Here is a 20,606-nt window from a genome sequence, read left to right on the forward strand (position 1 = left end):
CATGGTCAATGCTGGTAAGCGGAGAGGACAATTTATAGACTAGAGGTCTGCGGATTAAAAACGATGTGAAGGCTATGGCATACGGGACGTTCGAAACATTACAACAACAAAATGCGGTGCTGCGGGGGACCGTAGAACTCAATTCCGGGATCCAGCTTGCCGCGTGGTACAACGACCTCGATCGAATCACGGTGCGCAGCGACCACCACACGTTGAGCCTGTATGTCGCCGATGGTTACGAAAGCTACCAAAAAACGCCCTACGGCTGGAAGAACGGCGGCGGGCCGGATCGTTTTTGTCTGATGCCAAAGGGCGATGAAAGCACCTGGGATATTCGCGGCGATCTTTCGTTCGTTCATCTCTATTGCACCGATGAACACCTGCGCCGTGTCGGCGAGCAAATTTGGGATCGCAGTCCTGCTTCTTTCACCTTGCAGGAAAAGACCTTTGCCAGCGATGACAAAATTACCGCGGTCTATCGTCAGTTTCTGCTCGACAACGACTGGCGCCAGCAGGCTAATCAACTGCTGTTAAGCTCGGCCAGTACGCTGCTGTTGACGCATCTGATTCAAAACTATTCGAACGTCCAGTGGCGGTTGCCGACCGTTACCGGCGGCCTGGCGCCGCATCTGTTGCGTAATCTGTTGGCGTGGATTGAGGAGCATCTCGAGCAGCCGCTAACGCTCGCCGATCTGGCCGCCCAGGCGTCGCTTAGCGAATACCATTTTGCACGGATGTTCCGCCAGTCAATGAATATGGCGCCGCACCAGTATGTGATGCAGCGGCGGATGCTCAAGGCGCAACATCTGATTTGCCATACTCAGCAGCCGTTGACCGAGATAGCGTTAGCCTGTGGCTTTAGCTCCGCCAGCCATTTTAGTCATCGGGTAAAAAGCGCCACGGGGCTTACGCCAAGCCAGCTACGCGCGGCGCAGCGCGGTTAACAGCGCATAGCTGATACCGCCGAGGACCAGCCCCCAAAAGGCCGAGCCGACTCCTGCAAGGGTAACGCCGCTGGCGGTGACCAAAAATGTTACGACTGCGGCATCGCGTTCGCTCTCATGCCCCAGCGCCTGATAGAGACTGCCGCTAATGGTTCCCAACAATGCCAGCCCCGCCAGCATCTGGATCCACACCGGCGGCAGCGCCGCCATTAGCGCGGTTATCGAACCGCCAAATAGACCCGCTAACAGATAAAAAAAACCGGCCGCCGCTGCGGCGAGCCAGCGCTTATCCGCATCCGGATGCGCATCCGGACTTTGACAGATCGCGGCGGTAATGGCGGCGATGCATACGGAATAGACGCCAAATGGTGAAAATAGCAGCGCCAGCGCGCCGGTAAATACGATTAGCGGCGAGACCGGAACCCGATAGCCTGATGCCTGAATAGTCGCCAGCCCCGGCGCATTCTGCGAAGCCATGGTGACAAGAAAAAACGGTACACCGACGCTGAGTAACAGCGAAGGAGTGAACTGCGGGGTAATCCACTGCGGAGCAACAAAAACCATATCGTTTGCCACTGGTGACAGCGCGCCGGTTAGCAGGGCGATGACCCCACCTGCCGCTAATGCCGCGACCACCGCAAAACGTGGATAAAGCGCTTTGCATAACAGCCAGGCGGCGAACATCCCGCCGCATAGCAGGAGATTATCCTGCAAACTGCCAAATGCCTGCAGACCAAAGCGTAGCAGGATCCCCGCCAGCATTGCCGCCGCCAGCGAATGCGGAATGATTTTCATGAGGCGGGCAAACAGTCCCGTCACGCCACATAGCAGGATTAGCGCGTTGGCGAAAACAAATATTCCCACCGCCTGTGCCAGCGTCGCTCCCTGTAATCCACTGACCAGTAAAGCCGCGCCTGGGGTTGACCATGCGGTGAGGATGGGAACTTTCCGCCATAACGTTAATACCAGCGTGCTGACGCCCATCGCCAGGCCAAGGGCGGTCATCCAACCGGCTATTTGCCCGGCGTCGGCGCCAGCGGCGGCGGCCGCTTGCCAAATGATGGCGGCGGAGCTGGCGTAGCCTACCAGCACGGCGACAAATCCCGCGAGCAGCGTGGGGATGGGAAGGGTAAAGGAGCGCATGAACACCTCTTGTGCGTTATAACATACGACGAAGGTAGCATTGTGCGTTATAGCGTACAACTGGTAATATCAAGAAAATGACGAGGAGCACCAATGAATATTGCCCAACATCTGGCATTGACGCTGAAAAGCCTGCGTCAGCAGCGCGGCTGGAGTTTGTCGCGGCTGGCGGAAGAAACCGGAGTATCAAAGGCGATGCTCGGGCAAATCGAACGTAATGAATCGAGCCCAACGGTTGCGACATTGTGGAAGATAGCCACCGGCCTCAATGTGGCGTTTTCGACTTTTATTGTCGCTGATGAGTCCGCAGCGCCCGCCGCCTTCGACCCGCAGCAGCAGGCGATGGTGGTGACGCCCATCTTCCCATGGGATCCCGAACTGCGTTTTGACCATTTTTCGATTACCCTCGCCCCCGGCGCGCTGAGCGAATCGACGCCGCATGAGACCGGCGTCATTGAACATGTGGTGGTCATTAGCGGTACGCTGGATTTATGTCTGCAGGGGCAGTGGCATTCATTGCAGGCGGGAGAAGGGCGGCGCTTTGCCGGCGACCTGACGCACGCTTACCGCAATAGCGGCGCGCAGACGGTGCACTTTCATTCGCTGATTCATTATCCAAAAGAAAAAGCCGCGGACTAATCCGCGGCCAATCAAGATGACTGAGACTAAAATTCACAACGTGACGAGGAAAATCCGGAATACGCAGCCACTGTAACCTTGCCGGGTTTTCATGAGAAATAGCTTTTTCTTCAATGCTTTGCCGATTTCTGCAAATTCGCTGTGCGGGCGCGGCGGAAAATGTTTTCGTCTGCGCTCAGTTCTGACTACAATAGCCGCCATTTCGACCCCCTATAACGGATAACGACGAGCGTATGCGCCTGCAAAACCATCATCTTGAACTTCTTAGTCCCGCCCGCGATGCCGGGATCGCCCGTGAAGCGATTTTACACGGCGCCGATGCGGTCTATATCGGCGGGCCGGGCTTCGGCGCGCGGCATAATGCCAGTAATAGCCTGAGCGATATCGCCAACCTGGTGCCGTTTGCGCATCGCTTTGGCGCTAAGGTGTTTGTGACGCTGAATACCATTCTTCATGATGATGAACTGGAACCCGCGCAACGTCTGATTACCGATCTGTACGAGACCGGCGTCGATGCGCTGATCGTGCAGGATATGGGGATAATGGAGCTGGATCTGCCGCCAATCGAGCTGCATGCGAGCACCCAGTGCGATATTCGCAGCGTCGAGAAGGCGAAGTTTCTCTCTGATGCAGGCTTCAGCCAGATTGTTCTGGCTCGCGAACTCAACCTCGATCAAATTAAAGCGATCTACGACAATACCGACGCGACTATCGAGTTCTTTATTCACGGCGCCCTGTGCGTTGCCTATTCCGGCCAGTGCTATATTTCTCACGCGCAAACCGGACGTAGCGCCAACCGGGGCGACTGCTCTCAGGCTTGCCGCCTGCCTTACACCCTGAAAGACGATCAGGGGCGCGTCGTGGCTTACGAAAAACATTTATTGTCGATGAAAGATAACGATCAAACTGCCAACCTGGCGGCATTGATCGACGCCGGCGTGCGCTCCTTTAAGATTGAAGGGCGCTATAAAGATATGAGTTATGTGAAAAATATCACCGCTCACTATCGTCAGATGCTGGATCGTATTATTGAAGACCGCGGCGATCTCGCGCGTTCTTCCGCCGGGCGCACCGAGCACTTTTTCGTACCGTCTACCGATAAAACGTTCCATCGCGGCAGCACCGACTATTTTGTTAACGCGCGTAAGGGCGATATCGGCGCCTTTGATTCGCCGAAATTTATCGGTCTGCCGGTAGGCGAAGTATTAAAAGTCGGAAAAGATTATCTCGATGTCGAAGTGACCGACGCGTTGACTAACGGCGACGGTCTGAATGTCATGATCAAACGTGAAGTTGTCGGCTTCCGCGCCAATACGGTGCAGAAAACGGGGGAAAATCGTTATCGCGTCTGGCCAAACGAGATGCCAGCAGACCTGCATAAAGTACGTCCGCATGAGGCGCTTAATCGTAACCTCGACCATAACTGGCAGCAGGCGCTACTGAAAACTTCCAGCGAGCGTCGCATTGCGGTTGATATCGCGCTGAGCGGCTGGCAGGAACAATTGGTGCTGACCATGACCTGTGAAGACGGCGTCAGCGTCACGCATACGCTGGATGGCGAATTTGCCGAAGCGACACAGGCGGAAAAAGCGCTGGCTAATCTGCGTGATGGCGTGGCGAAGCTCGGGCAGACTATTTACTACCCGCGTGATGTGCAGATTAATCTGCCGGCGCTGTTTGTACCGAACAGTATGCTCAACCAACTTCGCCGCGAAACGGCAGAGATGCTCGATCAGGCGCGCCTCGATGCCTGGCAGCGCGGTACGCGTAAACCGGTCTCCGTACCTCCGCCTGTGTATCCGGAAACGCATTTGTCGTTCCTGGCGAACGTTTATAACCACAAAGCGCGCGCTTTTTATCAGCGTTACGGCGTACAGCTGATTGATGCGGCGTATGAAGCTCATGAAGAGAAGGGCGACGTACCGGTGATGATCACCAAGCACTGCCTGCGTTTTGCCTTCAACCTATGTCCGAAGCAGGCTAAAGGCTCGATTAAAAGCTGGAAGGCGACGCCGATGCAGCTAATCCACGGTGATGAAGTCCTGACGCTGAAATTTGATTGTCGCCCGTGCGAAATGCACGTGGTGGGTAAAATCAAAAATCATATCCTCAAGATGCCGCATCCGGGCAGCATCGTCGCCTCCGTTAGCCCGGACGAGCTGATGAAAACGTTGCCCAAGCGTAAAGGCGCGTAAGGGCCGTTCTCACAGCGGGCCGTTATGCGCCTTTGCTTTGCGCGCATACTGCCGGTGATGATGCTCGCGCAGCGAGCTGGCGGTCTCCTCAGCCTGGCTGCGTAGCTCATCGCAATCAGCCTCGTGCAGTAACTGCTGTTCGAGGCTTTGCACCGGGAAATATTCATGCCCCTGACGCTGGGCTAACACATGGCCGGACAATAACCCGCACATCAACACAACCGCTGTCAAAAATTTTCGCCACATATCATTTTCCATATCAATAGATAACGCATGAGTAATATGGTTGATTTAATATCGGCTTTTTTGCATGGTTATCAAAGAAGCGCAAGGCTTTGTCAGGCGCGGCTGAAGAATGATGAAAAAAAAGCCTGACGCGTCAAGCGCCGGGCTAAGAAATAGTTTCTTTTATCAGGCGCGAAGCCCGGCGGCGTTCATCAGCAGGCGGAAAATCATGCTGACGGCGCCCAGCGCCAGCACGCTAGCCCCCCATATGGCCACCAGCCATAGCAAACGTTTTATCCATGATCTCTCCATCAGTGATATCCCTCGCCAGGTTGAACTTTGCCGCGGAATACGTAGTAGCTCCAGAAGGTATAACCAAGAATGACGGGAATAATCAGTAGCGCGCCAACCAGCATAAAGCCCTGGCTTTGCGGCGGCGCCGCGGCCTGCCACAACGTGATCCCCGGCGGGATAATATTCGGCCAAATGCTGATCCCAAGCCCGCTAAAGCCAAGAAAGACTAATCCCAGCGTCAATATGAACGGCAGGACGTGAGCGTCGCGTTTCCCAAGCGTGCGCCATAACCAGGCGCTGATGGCGATAACCAGGAGCGGCACCGGCAGCAGGTAAAACAGATTCGGCAGGCTAAACCAGCGCTCGGCGATCGCCGGCAGAGAGAGCGGCGTCCACAGACTAATCGCGGCTATCGCCACCAGTAAGGCCAGCAGAAGAAAGCGTGAAATTCTGCGCATGGTATTCTGCAACGGATTCTCGCTTTTCATCACCAACCAACTGGCGCCCAACAACGCGTAAGCAACGGTGAGGCCGAGGCCGCAGAAAAGGGTAAATGGCGTGAACCAATCCCACATTCCGCCGCTAAAGCTGCGACCGCTGACCGGAAAACCATGAATGACCGCGCCAACGACCATGCCCTGGGTGAATGTCGCCAGTAGCGATCCGCCAAGAAAAGCTTTATCCCAGAAAGGACGGTGCGTAGGGGTAGCTTTGAAGCGAAACTCGAAGGCCACGCCGCGAAAAATAAGGCCGATCAGCATCAGGGTTAAGGGTACCGACAGCGCGTCGATAATCACCGCATAGGCCAACGGGAAGGCACCGAAAAGACCTGCGCCGCCAAGCACCAGCCAGGTTTCATTGCCATCCCATACCGGGGCGACGCTGTTGACCATCACGTCGCGCTCTTCATCGCCGCGTACGGTAACAAACAGAATCCCAATCCCTAAGTCGAAACCGTCCATGACGATGTACATCAGCGTGGCGAACACGATGATAACAAACCAAATAACCGATAAATCAATACCCATTAGCGGGACTCCTTATGCTGAAAACCATCCATAACGGCAGAAAGCGGACGCGCGGGCGTACCTGTTGGCGCCGGTGTCTGCTCCTGCGGTCCTTTGCGGATCAGGCGCAGCATGTAGCTATAACCGACGCCGAACACCGAACTGTAGACGGCAATAAAGGCCAGCAGGCTAATGGTCATATGCAGATCGCCGTGAGCTGATACGGCCTCGGAGGTGCGCTGTACGCCGTAGACGACCCATGGCTGGCGGCCAACTTCGGTGGTCACCCACCCAGCAAGAATCGCAATCAGTCCGGAAGGCCCCATCCATAACGCGAAGCGCAGGAAAGGTTTTGAGGTATACAGACGCTGGCGATAGCGCAGCCACAGCGCAATGGCGCCAAGCAATATCATCAGCATTCCCAGACCGGCCATCAGACGAAATGACCAGAAGACAATGGTTGAGTTAGGGCGATCTTGCGGGGCGAATTCCTTCAGCGCCGGTACCTGCTTATCGAGGCTATGGGTAAGAATCAGACTGCCGAGGGCGGGGATCTCCAACCCGTAGCGGGTGCGCTCTTGTTGCATGTCCGGCCAGCCGAACAGCAGCAGCGGCGTCGGTTCGCCGGGCGGATTTTCCCAGTGGCCTTCGATGGCGGCAATCTTCGCCGGTTGGTGTTTCAGGGTATTAAGCCCATGCATATCGCCGATTAATGCCTGGATGGGGGCGACAATCAGCGTCATCCATAGCGCCATTGAGAACATGGCGCGGATGGCATGGGTTTGGTTGCCGCGCAGCAAATGCCATGCGGCGGATGCGCCCACGAATAACGCGCTGCTAAGAAACGCAGCAACGGACATATGGAATAAGCGGTAAGGGAAAGAAGGGTTAAAGATAACGGCGAACCAGTCTACGGGTACGACCTGGCCGTTAACGATTTCAAAACCTTGCGGTGTTTGCATCCAGCTATTTGAGGCCAGGATCCAGAACGTGGAAATGATGGTGCCCAGCGCCACCATACAGGTGGCGAAAAAATGCAGGCCGGGGCCGACACGGTTCCAGCCAAATAACATCACGCCAAGGAAACCGGCCTCCAGGAAGAACGCGGTAAGGACTTCATACGTTAGCAATGGGCCGGTAATGCTGCCGGCGAACTGAGAAAAACCGCTCCAGTTTGTGCCGAACTGGTAGGCCATAACCAGCCCTGAGACCACTCCCATACCAAAGTTGACGGCAAAGATTTTCGACCAGAAATGATACAGAGAGCGCCAGACAGGATTTTTTGTTTTTAACCACAATCCCTCAAGTACCGCCAGGTAACTGGCAAGACCGATGGTGATCGCTGGAAAGATGATATGAAATGAGACGGTAAAGGCGAATTGGATCCGCGCCAGATGAAATGCATCAAGACCGAACATGCAAGGCTCCACAACAAAATTGATTCTGCGCAATTTTAGAGGGGGGAGAGGCGTGATAGCAGACGCAGAAAAGCGCTTTTTTATGATAACAGTTGCGGATTGTTATTCTTTCTCTTGATGTTTCATATTTGTGAAGTTAATTTTCATGTCATCATAAATAATCAATTTCGTATTGTGAATTTATATCAGTTATACTTCACACTTTTATTTACGATTTTCCTTATGACTTGCGCTGTTTTTTGTTAATTATTCTGCTAGCCTGTGCTGGCGTTATGTTTTGCCGTCAAGTTTACCTCTTAAATATCCGTATTCATTATGTGAATTTTATATCCATTATTTTTTAATATATTAATTGATAAAGAAAGGGAGAGGGTTTGTCAAAGAAAGGCCTGCGAAGTTTACTTATCTCATTGTTGATCATGAGCATTTTTTGGCTTGCCGTGGGCGGCGGAGTCTATCTGCTTATTTGAGCTACTATTATCCCGGCATGAAATCACTTCATTTTTAGATGTGTGATGAATTTATCGGTCGGGCTGATTTAATCGCTGATTCACAACATGAGAAATAAAGCGTATCTATGTTCAAACGATTAGAGTTGGCATCGATACGTCGTGCGCATCATTCATATTTTTTCTAACTTGCGGACTTGCCTGATACTTTATTGCTATCCTCAAATGCGAATAATTCATCATTGATAATACAATTTCATGTTCTTTCAGCGGCAAGATCACCACTTGCCGTGCTATGAGATACTCGCTCAGTGGCATCTGTCAGGTATATCAGTTTTTAAAACCTGCCATTTTTGACCATCTGTTATAAGATATGGCATCCCGTTGATGAAATGGATGCGGTAATGAAAAAGTATCAGCAGCTTGCGCGACAGTTAACTGAACAAATCGCGCTTGGCGTTTGGCAACCCGGCGATCGGCTACCCTCCTTACGCGAACAGGTTGTCAGCAGCGGAATGAGTTTTATGACCGTCAGCCATGCCTACCAGTTACTGGAAAGCCAGGGACGGATTATCGCTCGTCCACAATCCGGTTATTATGTGGCGCCGCAGCCGGTGAAGCAGCGCCAGCCTGAGCCTCCCGCGCAAGTGACGCGCAATGAGTCGGTTGATATCAACACCTATATTTTCGACGTCCTGCAGGCGAGCCGCCAGGCGTCGATGCTGCCTTTTGCTTCCGCTTTTCCCGACCCGCGTCTGTTTCCCTTGCAGCAGCTAAATCGTTCGCTGGCTCAAGTGAGTAAAACCGCCACCGCCATGAGCGTGATCGAGAACCTGCCGCCTGGCAATGATGAGCTTCGTCATGCGATTGCCCGGCGTTATGCGTTGCAGGGAATGAACGTATCGCCGGATGAGATAGTCATTACCGCCGGTGCGCTGGAGGCGTTGAACCTCAGCCTGCAGGCGGTAACTGAGCCCGGCGATTGGGTCGTCGTCGAAAATCCATGCTTTTACGGCGCGCTGCAGGCGCTCGAACGGTTGCGACTTAAGGCGCTATCGGTGGCCAGCGATGTGAAAGAGGGGATCGATTTAGCGGCGCTGGAACAGGCATTGCAGAGCTACCCGGTCAAAGCCTGCTGGCTGATGACCAATAGCCAGAACCCGCTCGGATTTACGCTGACGGCAGACAAAAAAGCGCAACTGGTGGCGCTATTGACACGCTACAACGTCATGTTGATTGAAGATGACGTTTACAGTGAGTTGTACTTTGGTCGGGAAAAACCGCTACCCGCAAAGTACTGGGATCGTGATGAGATGACGCTGCACTGTAGCTCATTTTCAAAATGCCTTGTCCCGGGGTTTCGTATCGGCTGGGTTGCCGCTGGCAGGCATGCCCGCCGTATTCAGCAGTTACAGCTGATGAGTACGCTTTCTACCAGTTCGCCGATGCAGTTGGCGCTGGTCGATTATCTCTCGACCAAACGTTACGACGCGCATTTACGCCGGTTGCGGCGACAGCTTGCCGAGCGGAAACAGCTGGCCTGGCAAGCGCTACTGCGTTTTTTACCCGCCGAGGTCAAAATTCATCATAGCGACAGCGGTTATTTCCTGTGGCTGGAGCTGCCCGCTGGCGTCGATGCTGGCGAACTCAGCGCTCTGGCGTTACGGGATAACATCAGTATTGCGCCGGGTAAAATGTTTTCTACCACCGCTAACTGGACCTCATTTTTCCGGTTTAATACCGCCTGGGGCTGGGGAGAAAAAGAAGAGCAGGGAGTCAAACGGCTCGGCGAACTTATACGTCAACTTTTGTCTTAGCTTATTCATCGCTTTTTTTAATTGCCGGTTTTTATTTTTCCGGCAATTTATCCACTTCATTCTTGTATTCATTAATCAGTTTAAAATATCCACCAGCACCGGGTCGTCATAGGGAATATGCATACTCATCCCCCTGCCATAACTCCTTGTCTATAATCCATATTATCGAATCGTGGTGGCGATTTTTGCGGAATGCGCACCTGGTCACAACCTGAGGAAATTTCCCCAGAGCCCCGCAGGCCGCCGTCTACCCTTATTAAGGGAGATATTTTTACGGCACGGCTGCCGCTACTTTTATTCTGACAGGAGTAAGTTCAAATGAGCAAAAAATTTGCCCGTGGTAGCCTGTGCGCGCTGAGTATGGTTGTGCTGACAGCGCAAGCCGCTGAACCGCCGTCTTCGCTGGATAAAGGAGAAGGGCGGCTCGATATTATTGCCTGGCCGGGTTATATCGAACGCGGTCAGACGGATAAGAATTATGACTGGGTAAGCCAATTCGAAAAAGAGAGCGGCTGCCAGGTTAATGTGAAGACTGCCGCCACTTCAGACGAAATGGTCAGCCTGATGGCGAAGGGCGGTTACGACCTGGTGACCGCCTCCGGCGACGCCTCGTTGCGCCTTATCATGGGCAAGCGTGTACAGGCGATTAATACCGCGCTGATCCCAAACTGGAAAACGCTTGACCCGCGAGTTGCCAAAGGCGCGTGGTTTAACGTCGGCGATAAAGTGTACGGCACGCCCTATCAATGGGGGCCGAACCTGCTGATGTACAACACCAAAACCTTCCCGACGCCGCCTGATAGCTGGAAAGTGGTTTTCGTCAAACAGGATCTACCGGACGGAAAAAGCAATCAGGGGCGAGTTCAGGCCTATGATGGTCCGATTTATATCGCTGATGCGGCGCTATTTGTCAAAGCAACGCAGCCGCAGTTAGGAATTAACGATCCCTATGAACTCACCGAAGCGCAGTATCAGGCGGTGTTGAAGGTTCTGCAGGATCAGCATCCGCTGGTTCACCGTTACTGGCACGATGCAACCGTGCAGATGAGCGACTTTAAAAACGAAGGCGTGGTTGCCTCGGGCTCCTGGCCGTATCAGGCCAATGGTCTGAAAGGTGAAGGTCAGCCTATCGCTACCGTCTTCCCAAAAGAAGGCGTGACCGGCTGGTCCGATACGACGATGTTGCATAGTGAGGCAAAGCATCCGGTATGCGCTTATAAGTGGATGAACTGGTCGCTGACGCCGAAAGTACAGGGCGATGTCGCCGCCTGGTTTGGGTCGCTGCCCGTGGTGCCGCAGGGCTGTAAAGCCAGTACGCTACTGGGAGACAAAGGCTGTGAAACCAACGGTTACAACCAATTCGACAAGATTGCGTTCTGGAAAACGCCGATTGCCGAAGGCGGAAAGTATGTTCCTTATAGCCGTTGGACCCAGGACTATATCGCGATTATGGGTGGCCGCTAAGCGCCTGGAGACTGAACATGACGTACGCGGTAGAGTTTGATGACGTTTCGCGTTTGTATGGTGACGTACGCGCGGTGGATGGCGTGAGTATCGCCATTCGCGATGGCGAGTTTTTTTCCATGCTGGGGCCGTCAGGCTCCGGCAAAACCACCTGCCTGCGCTTAATCGCGGGCTTCGAACAGCTATCCGGCGGTTCTATTCGTATTTTTGGTCAGCAGGCCAGCGAATTACCGCCCTGGCAGCGTGACGTCAATACGGTTTTTCAGGATTACGCGCTATTTCCGCATATGTCGATTATCGACAACGTCGCCTATGGGCTGATGGTGAAAGGCGTGGGCAAAAAAGAACGTCAGCTTCGCGCCCAGGAAGCCTTAGAAAAAGTGGCGCTTGGGTTTGCGCACGCTCGCAAGCCTTCGCAGCTATCCGGCGGTCAACGGCAACGGGTCGCCATTGCCCGCGCGCTGGTCAACCAACCTCGTGTGCTGTTATTAGATGAACCGCTTGGCGCGCTGGATTTAAAACTGCGCGAACAGATGCAGGTAGAGCTAAAAAAACTTCAGCAGTCGCTGGGTATTACTTTCATTTTTGTTACTCACGATCAGGGTGAGGCGCTGTCGATGTCCGATCGCGTGGCGGTGTTTAACAATGGCCGTATTGAGCAGGTCGATTCGCCGCACTCGCTCTATTTACAGCCTAAAACCGCCTTTGTCGCCGGATTTGTCGGCACCGCGAACGTTTTTACCCCAGAAGTTTCGCAGCGCCTATGCGGGGTGTCTGGCGCGTGGTCACTCCGTCCTGAACATATTCGACTGAATGGCGGCGGTGATATTCAGGTTCAGGGGACCGTGCAGGCGGTGCAGTTTCAGGGGGCATCAACGCGTATTGAACTGAAACTTGCAGCGGGCGAAAAGCTGCTAGTCAGCCAGGCCAACGTTGATGGCGGGGCGGCGTTGAGCGCGCCGCGGTTGGGGCAACAGGTATTGGCCGGCTGGTCGCGTTCGGCGATGGTCTCCCTGGAAAGCGGAGGCTGAGATGACGATGGCGCTTGTACAACCAACGACCGGGAGGATGTCAGGGCTGTTCTGGCGAAAACCGTCATTGGGCCTGTTTTTACTGCTGCTGGGCCCGTTGATGTGGTTTGGGATTGTCTATCTGGGATCGCTCCTGACGCTGTTGTGGCAAAGCTTCTATACCTTTGATGACTTTACGATGTCGGTCACCACGGATTTGACGCTCGCTAACCTGAAGGCGCTGTTTAATCCCGCCAACTACGACATCATTGTCCGTACCCTGGTGATGGCCATCTGCGTGACTATTGCCAGCGCAATCCTGGCGTTGCCGATGGCGTGGTATATGGCGCGTTATACCCGCGGCAAGATGAAAGCCTTCTTTTATATCGCGGTGATGTTGCCGATGTGGGCCAGCTATATCGTTAAGGCGTACGCCTGGACGCTATTGCTGGCGAAAGATGGCGTGGCGCAATGGTTTCTCGGCCACCTTGGTCTGGAGAGCGTGTTAAATATGGTGTTGACCATCCCGGCGGTCGGCGGCAATACCTTATCGACCTCCGGGCTCGGGCGATTCATGGTGTTCGTCTATATCTGGCTGCCGTTCATGATCCTGCCGGTACAGGCGGCGCTGGAACGCCTGCCGCCGTCGCTGCTGCAGGCCTCCGCCGATTTAGGCGCTCGACCGCAACAAACCTTCCGCTACGTGGTACTGCCTTTAGCCATACCGGGTATCGCGGCAGGTTCTATCTTTACCTTTTCCCTCACCCTTGGCGATTTTATTGTGCCGCAACTGGTGGGACCGCCCGGTTTCTTTATCGGCAACATGGTTTATTCGCAGCAAGGCGCGATTGGCAATATGCCGATGGCGGCGGCGTTCACGTTGGTGCCGATTGTTCTTATTGCACTGTATCTGGCGTTTGTTAAGCGCCTGGGAGCGTTTGATGCACTCTGAACGCGCACCGTTGTTTCTCAAAATCGCCACCTGGGGCGGAGTGGTATTTCTCCATTTTCCACTGCTGATTATCGCCTTGTACGCCTTTAATACAGAGGATGCCGCTTTCAGCTTCCCGCCGAAAGGGCTGACGCTCCGCTGGTTCAGCGAGGCTGCCGCTCGCGCAGATATCATTGAATCAGTGACGTTGTCACTTAAAATCGCCGCTTTATCCACGGGGATTGCGCTGGTGTTGGGCACTCTCGCTGCCGGCGCGCTGTGGCGGAGTTCGTTTTTTGGTAAGAATGCCGTGTCGCTGCTGTTGCTATTACCTATTGCACTTCCTGGCATCATTACCGGCCTGGCGCTGCTGACGGCATTTAAAGCCGTCAATCTTGAGCCTGGCTTGCTAACCATCGTGGTGGGTCACGCGACCTTCTGCGTGGTGGTGGTGTTTAACAACGTCATTGCCCGATTTCGCCGGACATCATGGAGTCTGGTGGAAGCATCGATGGATCTTGGCGCTACAGGCTGGCAAACCTTCCGTTACGTGGTGCTGCCCAATTTGGGTTCGGCACTGCTGGCGGGCGGGATGCTGGCATTCGCTCTGTCCTTTGATGAAATTATCGTCACTACCTTTACCGCCGGACATGAGCGGACGTTACCGTTGTGGTTGTTAAATCAACTGGGGCGCCCGCGCGATGTACCGGTCACCAACGTGGTCGCGCTGTTGGTGATGTTAGTGACGACTGTACCCATCCTGGGGGCCTGGTGGCTAACCCGTGACGGTGAGAATAACGCCGAAAGCGGAAAATAATACACTTTACAGGATCATGCTATGCAACATAACCTTTTGATAAACGGTCAATTAGTGGCGGGGGAAGGCGAGGTGCTGCCGGTATTCAATCCTGCCAATGGCGAAACGATTATTGAGATTGCGGAGGCGACCGAGGCGCAGGTTGATGCCGCCGTCAATGCTGCAGATCGTGCGTTTGTCAGCTGGAGCCAGACAACGCCGAAAACCCGCGCCGAATGTTTGCTGAAAATGGCGGATGTGATTACTGAACATGCAGAAACGCTCGCCAAACTGGAGTCTTTAAACTGCGGTAAACCGCTACATTGCGTTATCAATGATGAAATGCCGGCGATTGCCGATGTATTTCGCTTCTTCGCCGGCGCCGCGCGTTGCCTGCCGGGAATGGCTGCTGGGGAGTACCTTGAGGGGCACACCTCAATGATCCGCCGCGACCCGGTCGGCGTAGTGGCCTCGATTGCGCCGTGGAACTATCCGCTAATGATGGCGGCGTGGAAGCTGGCGCCCGCACTGGCGGCCGGTAACTGCGTGGTGATTAAACCTTCAGAAATCACCCCACTGACGGCCTTGAAGCTGGCGGAACTTGCAAAAGACATTTTCCCGGCCGGCGTTATCAACGTGCTTTTCGGCCGGGGCCCAACTGTTGGCGACCCGCTCACCGGCCATAGTAAAGTGCGTATGGTTTCGTTGACTGGTTCGATTGCCACCGGCGCCCATATTATTGGTCACACGGCGAATTCGATTAAACGCACCCATATGGAGCTGGGCGGTAAAGCGCCGGTCATTGTTTTCGATGATGCCGATATCGATGCCGTCGTCGAGGGCATTCGTACTTTCGGTTTTTATAACGCCGGTCAGGACTGTACTGCCGCTTGCCGTATTTACGCGCAACAAGGCGTCTACGATCGGCTGGTTGAAAAACTAGGCGCGGCCGTGGCCAGCCTGAAAATGGGGCAACCGGACGATCCATCCACGGAACTGGGGCCGGTCAGTTCGCTTGCGCATCTCGAACGGGTGACAGCGGCTGTCAACGCTGCGCGCGCCTTACCGCATATTAAAGTGGTAACCGGCGGCAGCCGCGCGGCGGGAAGTGGTTACTATTTCCAGCCCACGCTGTTGGCTGGCGCACAGCAGGATGACGCTATCGTACAACGCGAAGTTTTTGGCCCGGTAGTTAGCGTGACGCCGTTTAGCGATGAGGAACAAGTATTAACCTGGGCTAATGATTCGCAATATGGGCTTGCCTCCTCGGTGTGGACGCAGGACGTGGGCCGCGCCCATCGCCTGAGCGCGCGTTTGCAGTACGGTTGCACCTGGGTGAATACCCATTTCATGCTGGTTAGCGAAATGCCGCACGGCGGACAGAAGCTATCTGGTTACGGCAAGGACATGTCGATGTATGGCCTGGAGGACTACACGGTGGTTCGTCATGTAATGGTGAAACATTGAATATTAACGTGCCGGCAGCATTACCACGCTAATAGTTGCAATAGCAATAAATGTTAAAAAAGATAAGGGGTAATATGAGAGTATTCTTATACCCCTTCAAGAGCTAAGCCATTGTGAGTGCCGGAGATAAGCGCCGGATGGGGTGTAAACAACTAAGCATGCTATTAATTGTTGATCCCTGCAGGATGATGCGGGGATTTTTTTTGCGTATCGACTTTTTATGCCGATTTAATAATCAATGTTTGTCTTTTTTTGATGGCAGGCCCGAGTGGCGGCGCTCACGAATATAAGAGATAAGACTGTAGATTGCGATCACCAATAAGACTAAAGCCATTAGCAGGGCAAGTATTCCTGACATAAGCGACCTCAAAAATAAGTAACAGGAAAAGCAAAAACGTTATAACTAATAGTAATGAACCTATGCGGAAGTTCGTGAGTTTGCAAATAATAATTTCTTTCACTTACCTGAATATAGAGCACAAAATAACACCTGGAAATCTACAGTCCGCATTAACCATAAGGTTGAGCAGTCGATTGCTGATTATCGGCAGTCGCTAATTTAAGAAAATTCTCACCTCATAAAAGCCAAGTATAGTTAGCTATCCATAATCCGGTATGCGGATTGCCAGATCATTTTGTTATTTCCAATGAAATAAATATCCTCTCGCTAGCAGAAGGGGGACATAACGGATCGCACTCCTCAGAAATGCTCTCCAGGAAGGGAATGATTGTAGCCATAATGTTAAATTCTGAATGAAATCGCCGCGGGACAGTTGTTATCGTGTAGGCGATTTGACTTTTTCGCCTCGCTCATGAGAAAATTTTACATAATTTGTTATTCTGACGTTGAATCGGTTTTGAAAAAGCTAGCATTTATCCTGTTACTCATCGGCGTAAGCGCAATGCTTTACGACAATCTCCCTGCCCAGCGAATTCGCGGTTGTGAAAGCCTGGGGGCAACTGAGGGGGTTTGTACAGCGGTCGAGTGGGATACCGAAAAGCTGAATTTCTTGCCGTCATATAACCCGGAAAGTCTTAAGACTATTGTAGTGCTTCAACAGAAAGCCGACGGGAAACGCGCGACAATTAAATCATAAAAAAAGCAGCCGCTGAGGCTGCTTTTTTAGGTTTAGTTGCTGAAAAATTACTAAAACCAACCAAAACGAACGGATAACAGGCTAATAAGCGCAAGCGCTGCGCCGACATTAATCAGAATTACGGTTTTGCTGGAAACATCCATAACGCCACCTTTATGAGTAAGCCCCTACATTTATAGTCGGTGGCGTAGAGTTGCGCTATCGGACAACACTGAATCAACCGTTTTTCCATGGTCTTTGCAGTTGCTTGTTTTGTGAAGTATTGATCTCTGACGTACTAAGTGGTGCGGGACAGGATAACGCGTGTTGCGCGATGTCTGACAGGGAAGGAAAAAATGACTTTATACCAGAAGATGCTGGTTTTTTATGCCGTAATGGGCTGTATTTGTGCGTTGATAAGCTGGTTTTTAACTAAGGAAAGCCGTTGCATTCGGCTGCTGGCAGCGCTGTTGATTGGTGCGACATGGCCGTTCAGCTTTCCTATGGCGTTGCTGGTTTCTCTATTCTGAACAACAGAAATGGCTGGCCTAATTGTCTTGATGGCTGTATATAAATACAGTTAAAAATAATAAGGTTGCCATCTGATGAACAGCTTCTATTCGCATTTAGCCGGCGCAACGGTCCGTTGGTTTGATTTCCAAGGCCAGGGGGACCCTATTGTGTTCATTCATGGGTTAGGTTGCGCCTCTTCATACGATTACCCGCCAGTGGTTTCTAACCCTATATTGAATGGGCGCCGGGCCTTACTAATTGATCTTCCAGGCTATGGTTACAGCGATAAACCGCTTCAGTTTGGCTACCGAATTGCTGACCAGGCTGCGGTCGTTGTGGAGTGGCTGAACAAATTGCAGGTCAGCCGCTGCATTCTCTACGGCCATAGTATGGGGGGCAGTGTGGCTATTGAGGCAGCGCAGCGGCTGGGCAAACGCGTTGAGGCCTTAATTGTCGCCGAGCCCAATCTCTATGCCGGTGGGGGATTCTATAGCTGTAAAATCGCCGGACAGACGGAAGATGATTTTATCGCCAACGGCTATCAGTCGATGCTGGCGGCAGAAACGTCCCCATGGAAAGGTTGCCTACAAAATAGCGCACCGTGGGCGTTATGGCGGGGAGCTACCAGCCTGGTAGTAGGCGCTTCTCCCTCGTGGTTTGAGCGTTTTATTCACCTGCAATGCCGTAAAACGCTTATCTACGGTAGTTTATCGCTACCCTCACAGGAAGCGGAAGACGTCGAAACTGCGGGTATCGCATTGGCTGTCATACCACAGGCGGGGCATTCGATGGCATGGGAAAACCCGGCCGCGCTGGCGCGCGCGATTGCCGGGCTGGTCTGAAAGCATCGCGGGAAATCAGAATGGTAATTCGCGTGGCCGAGTTTGCATGGTTATCCAGCGAAGCTCGGTGAATTCAGCGATCCCGGCGCGCCCTCCAAAGCGGCCATAGCCGGACGATTTACAGCCGCCGAACGGCATCTGCGCTTCATCATGTACGGTAGGGCCGTTAATATGGCAAATACCGGTTTGCAGATTTTGCGCTACATTCCAGGCGCGAGCGCTATCGCGGCTATAAACCGCTGCCGCCAGGCCGTATTCGCTATCGTTCGCGACGGCCAGAGCCTCTTCCTCGTCGTTAACCCGGATCACCGATTTGACCGGGCCAAAAGATTCCTCATGCCATATGCGCATTTCACGCGTCACGCCATCCAGCAGGGTGGCGCGCATTTGCGTCGAATCCGCTTTTCCACCGCAGAGTAAATGTGCGCCTTTACTTAGCGCATCATCAATCAACGCGTTGCAGCGTTGTACCGTTTTCAAATCGACCACCGGGCCGAGAAGCGTAGAAGGTAGTGCGGAAGCGCGTTGGCTGATTAATGCGACGAACTCATCCGCGATGCTCTCATCGACAATAATGCGTTCGGTCGACATACAAATCTGTCCGGCGTTGGCAAAAGCGCCGAAAATCGCGCCAGCCGCGGCTTGTTGTAAATCTGCGTCATCCAGGACTAACAGCGGCGCTTTGCCACCCAGTTCAAGTATCGCAGGTTTCAGATGCTCTCCGCAGGTGCGGGCAATAATGCGCCCCACTGGCGTTGAACCGGTAAAATTGACCCGTCGTATGGCTGGGTGAGCAATCAGCGTCTCCACCAGCGCAGGCGCATCGGCTGGCGAGCAGGTAAGATAATTCACTACTCCATCGGGAAATCCCGCCGCCGCGAGGGCATCGACGATTAAGCTTTGCGTCGCCGGTGAGAGTTCCGAGCCCTTAAGGATAACCGTATTGCCACAGGCCAGCGGCGTGGCGATGGCACGGGTCGCCAGAATGAGCGGCGCATTCCACGGCGCCATAGCCAGCACCACGCCGGCCCCCTGACGTACGCCCATCGCCAGATTGCCGGCCACGTTGGAGGGAATAATTTGACCTTCGATTTGCGTGGTTAAGGCCGCGGCTTCACGCAAAATATCTGCCGCCAGGTGTACGTTGAATCCGGCCCAGTGCGCTGTCGCGCCGGTCTCCGCCGCCATAGTAGCGATAAATTTCGCCTCTCTACGCTGCATTTGCTCGGCGGCTTCCAACAACAGCCGGCGACGTTCGGAGGGGATGGTGTCGCGCCATGAGGGGAATGCGGCGGCGGCTGCTTCTGCGCAGCGACGAGCGTCATTGATGCTCGCCGCTGCGGCGGTAGAGGCTATCTCGCTATGTTGCGGATAACGTCGAGTGAAAGTGGCGTGACCTTCGGCATCGTGCCAGCGGCCGCCGCTATATAAGCTGCAGGTTATTGTCATTAGCGTAACCTCATTGGTCTGCGGAGCGTCGAGTCTACCGCCTTACCTCATTGCGTAGCGGCGAAAGGGCGGTTATCGCACAATTTTTTTGCAGATTTCTCAGCGGGTCACAACTTAGTACAATAATGAGAACGGCGAACATGGGCCGCAGCAAACACAATCTATTCGCCACAGCCCACAGAGGATAGTTAATGTAATGGCTGTTCCTGTAGCGCGTCAGAATATTGTTTTAGCCTTTTAATTTTATCTTTTAAAATCCAGCTTAACTCGGAAATATGCATTTTTATTTCGTCAATATCGACCGAACTGCCTTCCACGAAGGCAGGCGTTGTGCCGACGACGCCGCTCGCCAACGCTTTATTTGTTTCACAGCGATAGCCGATCTCATAAAGCCTATCGCTTAGCTTTTTCTCAAAAGCGTTGAGATTGTCATAAGCCCTGAGATAGTCCGTAATTTGCGCGGCGGAATGTAATATATAAAATCGTGATTTCACGGCCGGCGTTTTATCAAGATCAATAGCAATTGAGTCGTCGGGAACGAATAGATTAACGGTGGGTATTGCCGCCGCTGGCGAACGTCGGGTTACATCATAAATCCCTCCATCGTCGGCCTGTAAGGCGGCGTGATGCGTTGCGACCAGAAAACAGCCCGGCCAGTAGTTTATCTCCCAGCCCAGCAGCATTTTTCCACCGACCTGTTCGATCGCCGCGCTGACGTTCCAGTAGGCGTTTCCCTCGGGCCCCGGTTTATCAATAACCGGGAGATAGATTGGACTGGCGCCAGGATTCAACTCTTCGGCAAATTGCAACAACCGCGGATCGTTGAGGGTGATAGGCTGATAAATCGAATTCGTCATGTAACGCTCCTTTGACTGAAATGGGACAATGCGGCACGCGATTGGATCTTAGTCGTAAATAATCATTTTG

General features: G+C 53.3%; 21 protein-coding genes. 11 read left to right on the top strand and 10 right to left on the bottom strand.

Annotated elements, in window-relative coordinates:
* The first annotated feature begins 74 nt into the window (after positions 1 to 74).
* Entirely contained in the window at positions 75 to 944 is an 870-nt protein-coding gene (locus AC22LX_RS01150; RefSeq protein ID WP_047038408.1) for a helix-turn-helix domain-containing protein, read from the top strand.
* Here the strand turns inward: AC22LX_RS01150 and AC22LX_RS01155 are convergent.
* The gene (locus tag AC22LX_RS01155; RefSeq protein ID WP_264673710.1) at positions 921 to 2,093 is read right to left on the bottom strand and encodes a benzoate/H(+) symporter BenE family transporter; all 1,173 of its coding nucleotides are present in this window, start codon (positions 2,091 to 2,093) and stop codon (positions 921 to 923) included. The two genes, AC22LX_RS01150 and AC22LX_RS01155, sit on opposite strands and share 24 nt — an antisense overlap.
* 87 nt (positions 2,094 to 2,180) lie before the next feature.
* Between AC22LX_RS01155 and AC22LX_RS01160 the strand changes: the two genes are divergently transcribed.
* Positions 2,181 to 2,726 (top strand): helix-turn-helix domain-containing protein, encoded by a 546-nt coding sequence (locus AC22LX_RS01160; RefSeq protein ID WP_045394000.1) that lies wholly within the window; start codon positions 2,181 to 2,183, stop codon positions 2,724 to 2,726.
* A gap of 33 nt (positions 2,727 to 2,759) precedes the next feature.
* On the opposite strand, the gene AC22LX_RS01165 is transcribed toward AC22LX_RS01160, so the two are convergent.
* Positions 2,760 to 2,927 (bottom strand): hypothetical protein, encoded by a 168-nt coding sequence (locus AC22LX_RS01165; RefSeq protein ID WP_162838214.1) that lies wholly within the window; start codon positions 2,925 to 2,927, stop codon positions 2,760 to 2,762.
* 32 nt (positions 2,928 to 2,959) lie between these two features.
* Between AC22LX_RS01165 and AC22LX_RS01170 the strand changes: the two genes are divergently transcribed.
* Positions 2,960 to 4,921: a peptidase U32 family protein gene (locus tag AC22LX_RS01170; RefSeq protein WP_032708173.1), complete on the top strand. Its 1,962-nt coding sequence runs from the start codon at positions 2,960 to 2,962 to the stop codon at positions 4,919 to 4,921.
* 9 nt (positions 4,922 to 4,930) lie between these two features.
* On the opposite strand, the gene AC22LX_RS01175 is transcribed toward AC22LX_RS01170, so the two are convergent.
* The 4 genes from AC22LX_RS01175 to AC22LX_RS01190 all read right to left on the bottom strand — a co-directional run bounded on the left by AC22LX_RS01175 (position 4,931) and on the right by AC22LX_RS01190 (position 7,865).
* The gene (locus tag AC22LX_RS01175) at positions 4,931 to 5,167 is read right to left on the bottom strand and encodes a DUF2554 family protein (RefSeq protein ID WP_045394002.1); all 237 of its coding nucleotides are present in this window, start codon (positions 5,165 to 5,167) and stop codon (positions 4,931 to 4,933) included.
* 165 nt (positions 5,168 to 5,332) lie between these two features.
* Positions 5,333 to 5,458: a DUF2474 domain-containing protein gene (locus AC22LX_RS01180; protein ID WP_064571560.1), complete on the bottom strand. Its 126-nt coding sequence runs from the start codon at positions 5,456 to 5,458 to the stop codon at positions 5,333 to 5,335.
* Positions 5,458 to 6,468 (bottom strand): cytochrome d ubiquinol oxidase subunit II, encoded by a 1,011-nt coding sequence (gene cydB, locus AC22LX_RS01185; protein WP_047079084.1) that lies wholly within the window; start codon positions 6,466 to 6,468, stop codon positions 5,458 to 5,460. Before cydB ends, AC22LX_RS01180 begins: the two co-directional genes overlap by 1 nt.
* Positions 6,468 to 7,865, bottom strand: a complete 1,398-nt coding sequence (locus AC22LX_RS01190; RefSeq protein ID WP_045394007.1) for a cytochrome ubiquinol oxidase subunit I — start codon at positions 7,863 to 7,865, stop codon at positions 6,468 to 6,470. The genes cydB and AC22LX_RS01190 overlap by 1 nt, the downstream gene beginning before the upstream one ends.
* 853 nt (positions 7,866 to 8,718) lie before the next feature.
* Here AC22LX_RS01190 and AC22LX_RS01195 point away from each other — a divergent pair.
* The 6 genes from AC22LX_RS01195 to patD all read left to right on the top strand — a co-directional run bounded on the left by AC22LX_RS01195 (position 8,719) and on the right by patD (position 15,799).
* Positions 8,719 to 10,131, top strand: coding sequence for an aminotransferase-like domain-containing protein (locus tag AC22LX_RS01195; RefSeq protein ID WP_045394010.1), 1,413 nt, complete (start codon positions 8,719 to 8,721; stop codon positions 10,129 to 10,131).
* 318 nt (positions 10,132 to 10,449) lie between these two features.
* Complete coding sequence (gene ydcS, locus AC22LX_RS01200) at positions 10,450 to 11,595, top strand: putative ABC transporter substrate-binding protein YdcS (RefSeq protein WP_045394012.1); 1,146 nt, start codon at positions 10,450 to 10,452, stop codon at positions 11,593 to 11,595.
* A 17-nt stretch (positions 11,596 to 11,612) separates the two neighbouring features.
* The gene (locus AC22LX_RS01205) at positions 11,613 to 12,626 is read left to right on the top strand and encodes an ABC transporter ATP-binding protein (RefSeq protein WP_045394015.1); all 1,014 of its coding nucleotides are present in this window, start codon (positions 11,613 to 11,615) and stop codon (positions 12,624 to 12,626) included.
* Between the two features lies 1 nt (position 12,627).
* Positions 12,628 to 13,557 (top strand): ABC transporter permease, encoded by a 930-nt coding sequence (locus AC22LX_RS01210; protein ID WP_045394017.1) that lies wholly within the window; start codon positions 12,628 to 12,630, stop codon positions 13,555 to 13,557.
* Positions 13,547 to 14,353 (top strand): ABC transporter permease, encoded by an 807-nt coding sequence (locus AC22LX_RS01215; protein ID WP_045394020.1) that lies wholly within the window; start codon positions 13,547 to 13,549, stop codon positions 14,351 to 14,353. The genes AC22LX_RS01210 and AC22LX_RS01215 overlap by 11 nt, the downstream gene beginning before the upstream one ends.
* A gap of 21 nt (positions 14,354 to 14,374) precedes the next feature.
* Complete coding sequence (patD, locus tag AC22LX_RS01220; RefSeq protein WP_045394023.1) at positions 14,375 to 15,799, top strand: aminobutyraldehyde dehydrogenase; 1,425 nt, start codon at positions 14,375 to 14,377, stop codon at positions 15,797 to 15,799.
* A 235-nt stretch (positions 15,800 to 16,034) separates the two neighbouring features.
* On the opposite strand, the gene AC22LX_RS01225 is transcribed toward patD, so the two are convergent.
* A complete protein-coding gene (locus AC22LX_RS01225; RefSeq protein ID WP_072251384.1) occupies positions 16,035 to 16,157 on the bottom strand; it encodes a small membrane protein in 123 nt (40 codons plus the stop codon).
* A gap of 789 nt (positions 16,158 to 16,946) precedes the next feature.
* Positions 16,947 to 17,039, bottom strand: a complete 93-nt coding sequence (yncL, locus tag AC22LX_RS01230; protein WP_064571558.1) for a stress response membrane protein YncL — start codon at positions 17,037 to 17,039, stop codon at positions 16,947 to 16,949.
* A 192-nt stretch (positions 17,040 to 17,231) separates the two neighbouring features.
* Here yncL and AC22LX_RS01235 point away from each other — a divergent pair, with 192 nt between their 5' ends.
* Together AC22LX_RS01235 and AC22LX_RS01240 are read left to right on the top strand one after the other, a co-directional pair.
* Positions 17,232 to 17,405 carry a GhoT/OrtT family toxin gene (locus AC22LX_RS01235; protein WP_015366412.1) on the top strand — a complete coding sequence of 58 codons (174 nt, stop codon included), beginning with the start codon at positions 17,232 to 17,234 and terminating at the stop codon, positions 17,403 to 17,405.
* A gap of 75 nt (positions 17,406 to 17,480) precedes the next feature.
* Positions 17,481 to 18,230 carry an alpha/beta fold hydrolase gene (locus AC22LX_RS01240; RefSeq protein WP_045394028.1) on the top strand — a complete coding sequence of 250 codons (750 nt, stop codon included), beginning with the start codon at positions 17,481 to 17,483 and terminating at the stop codon, positions 18,228 to 18,230.
* 15 nt (positions 18,231 to 18,245) lie between these two features.
* On the opposite strand, the gene AC22LX_RS01245 is transcribed toward AC22LX_RS01240, so the two are convergent.
* Together AC22LX_RS01245 and AC22LX_RS01250 are read right to left on the bottom strand one after the other, a co-directional pair.
* A complete protein-coding gene (locus AC22LX_RS01245) occupies positions 18,246 to 19,679 on the bottom strand; it encodes an aldehyde dehydrogenase (protein ID WP_045394030.1) in 1,434 nt (477 codons plus the stop codon).
* 188 nt (positions 19,680 to 19,867) lie between these two features.
* Positions 19,868 to 20,536, bottom strand: a complete 669-nt coding sequence (locus AC22LX_RS01250) for a hypothetical protein (protein WP_049060330.1) — start codon at positions 20,534 to 20,536, stop codon at positions 19,868 to 19,870.
* Positions 20,537 to 20,606: the final 70 nt, after the last annotated feature.

Source organism: Klebsiella sp. PK01 (assembly GCF_057624675.1).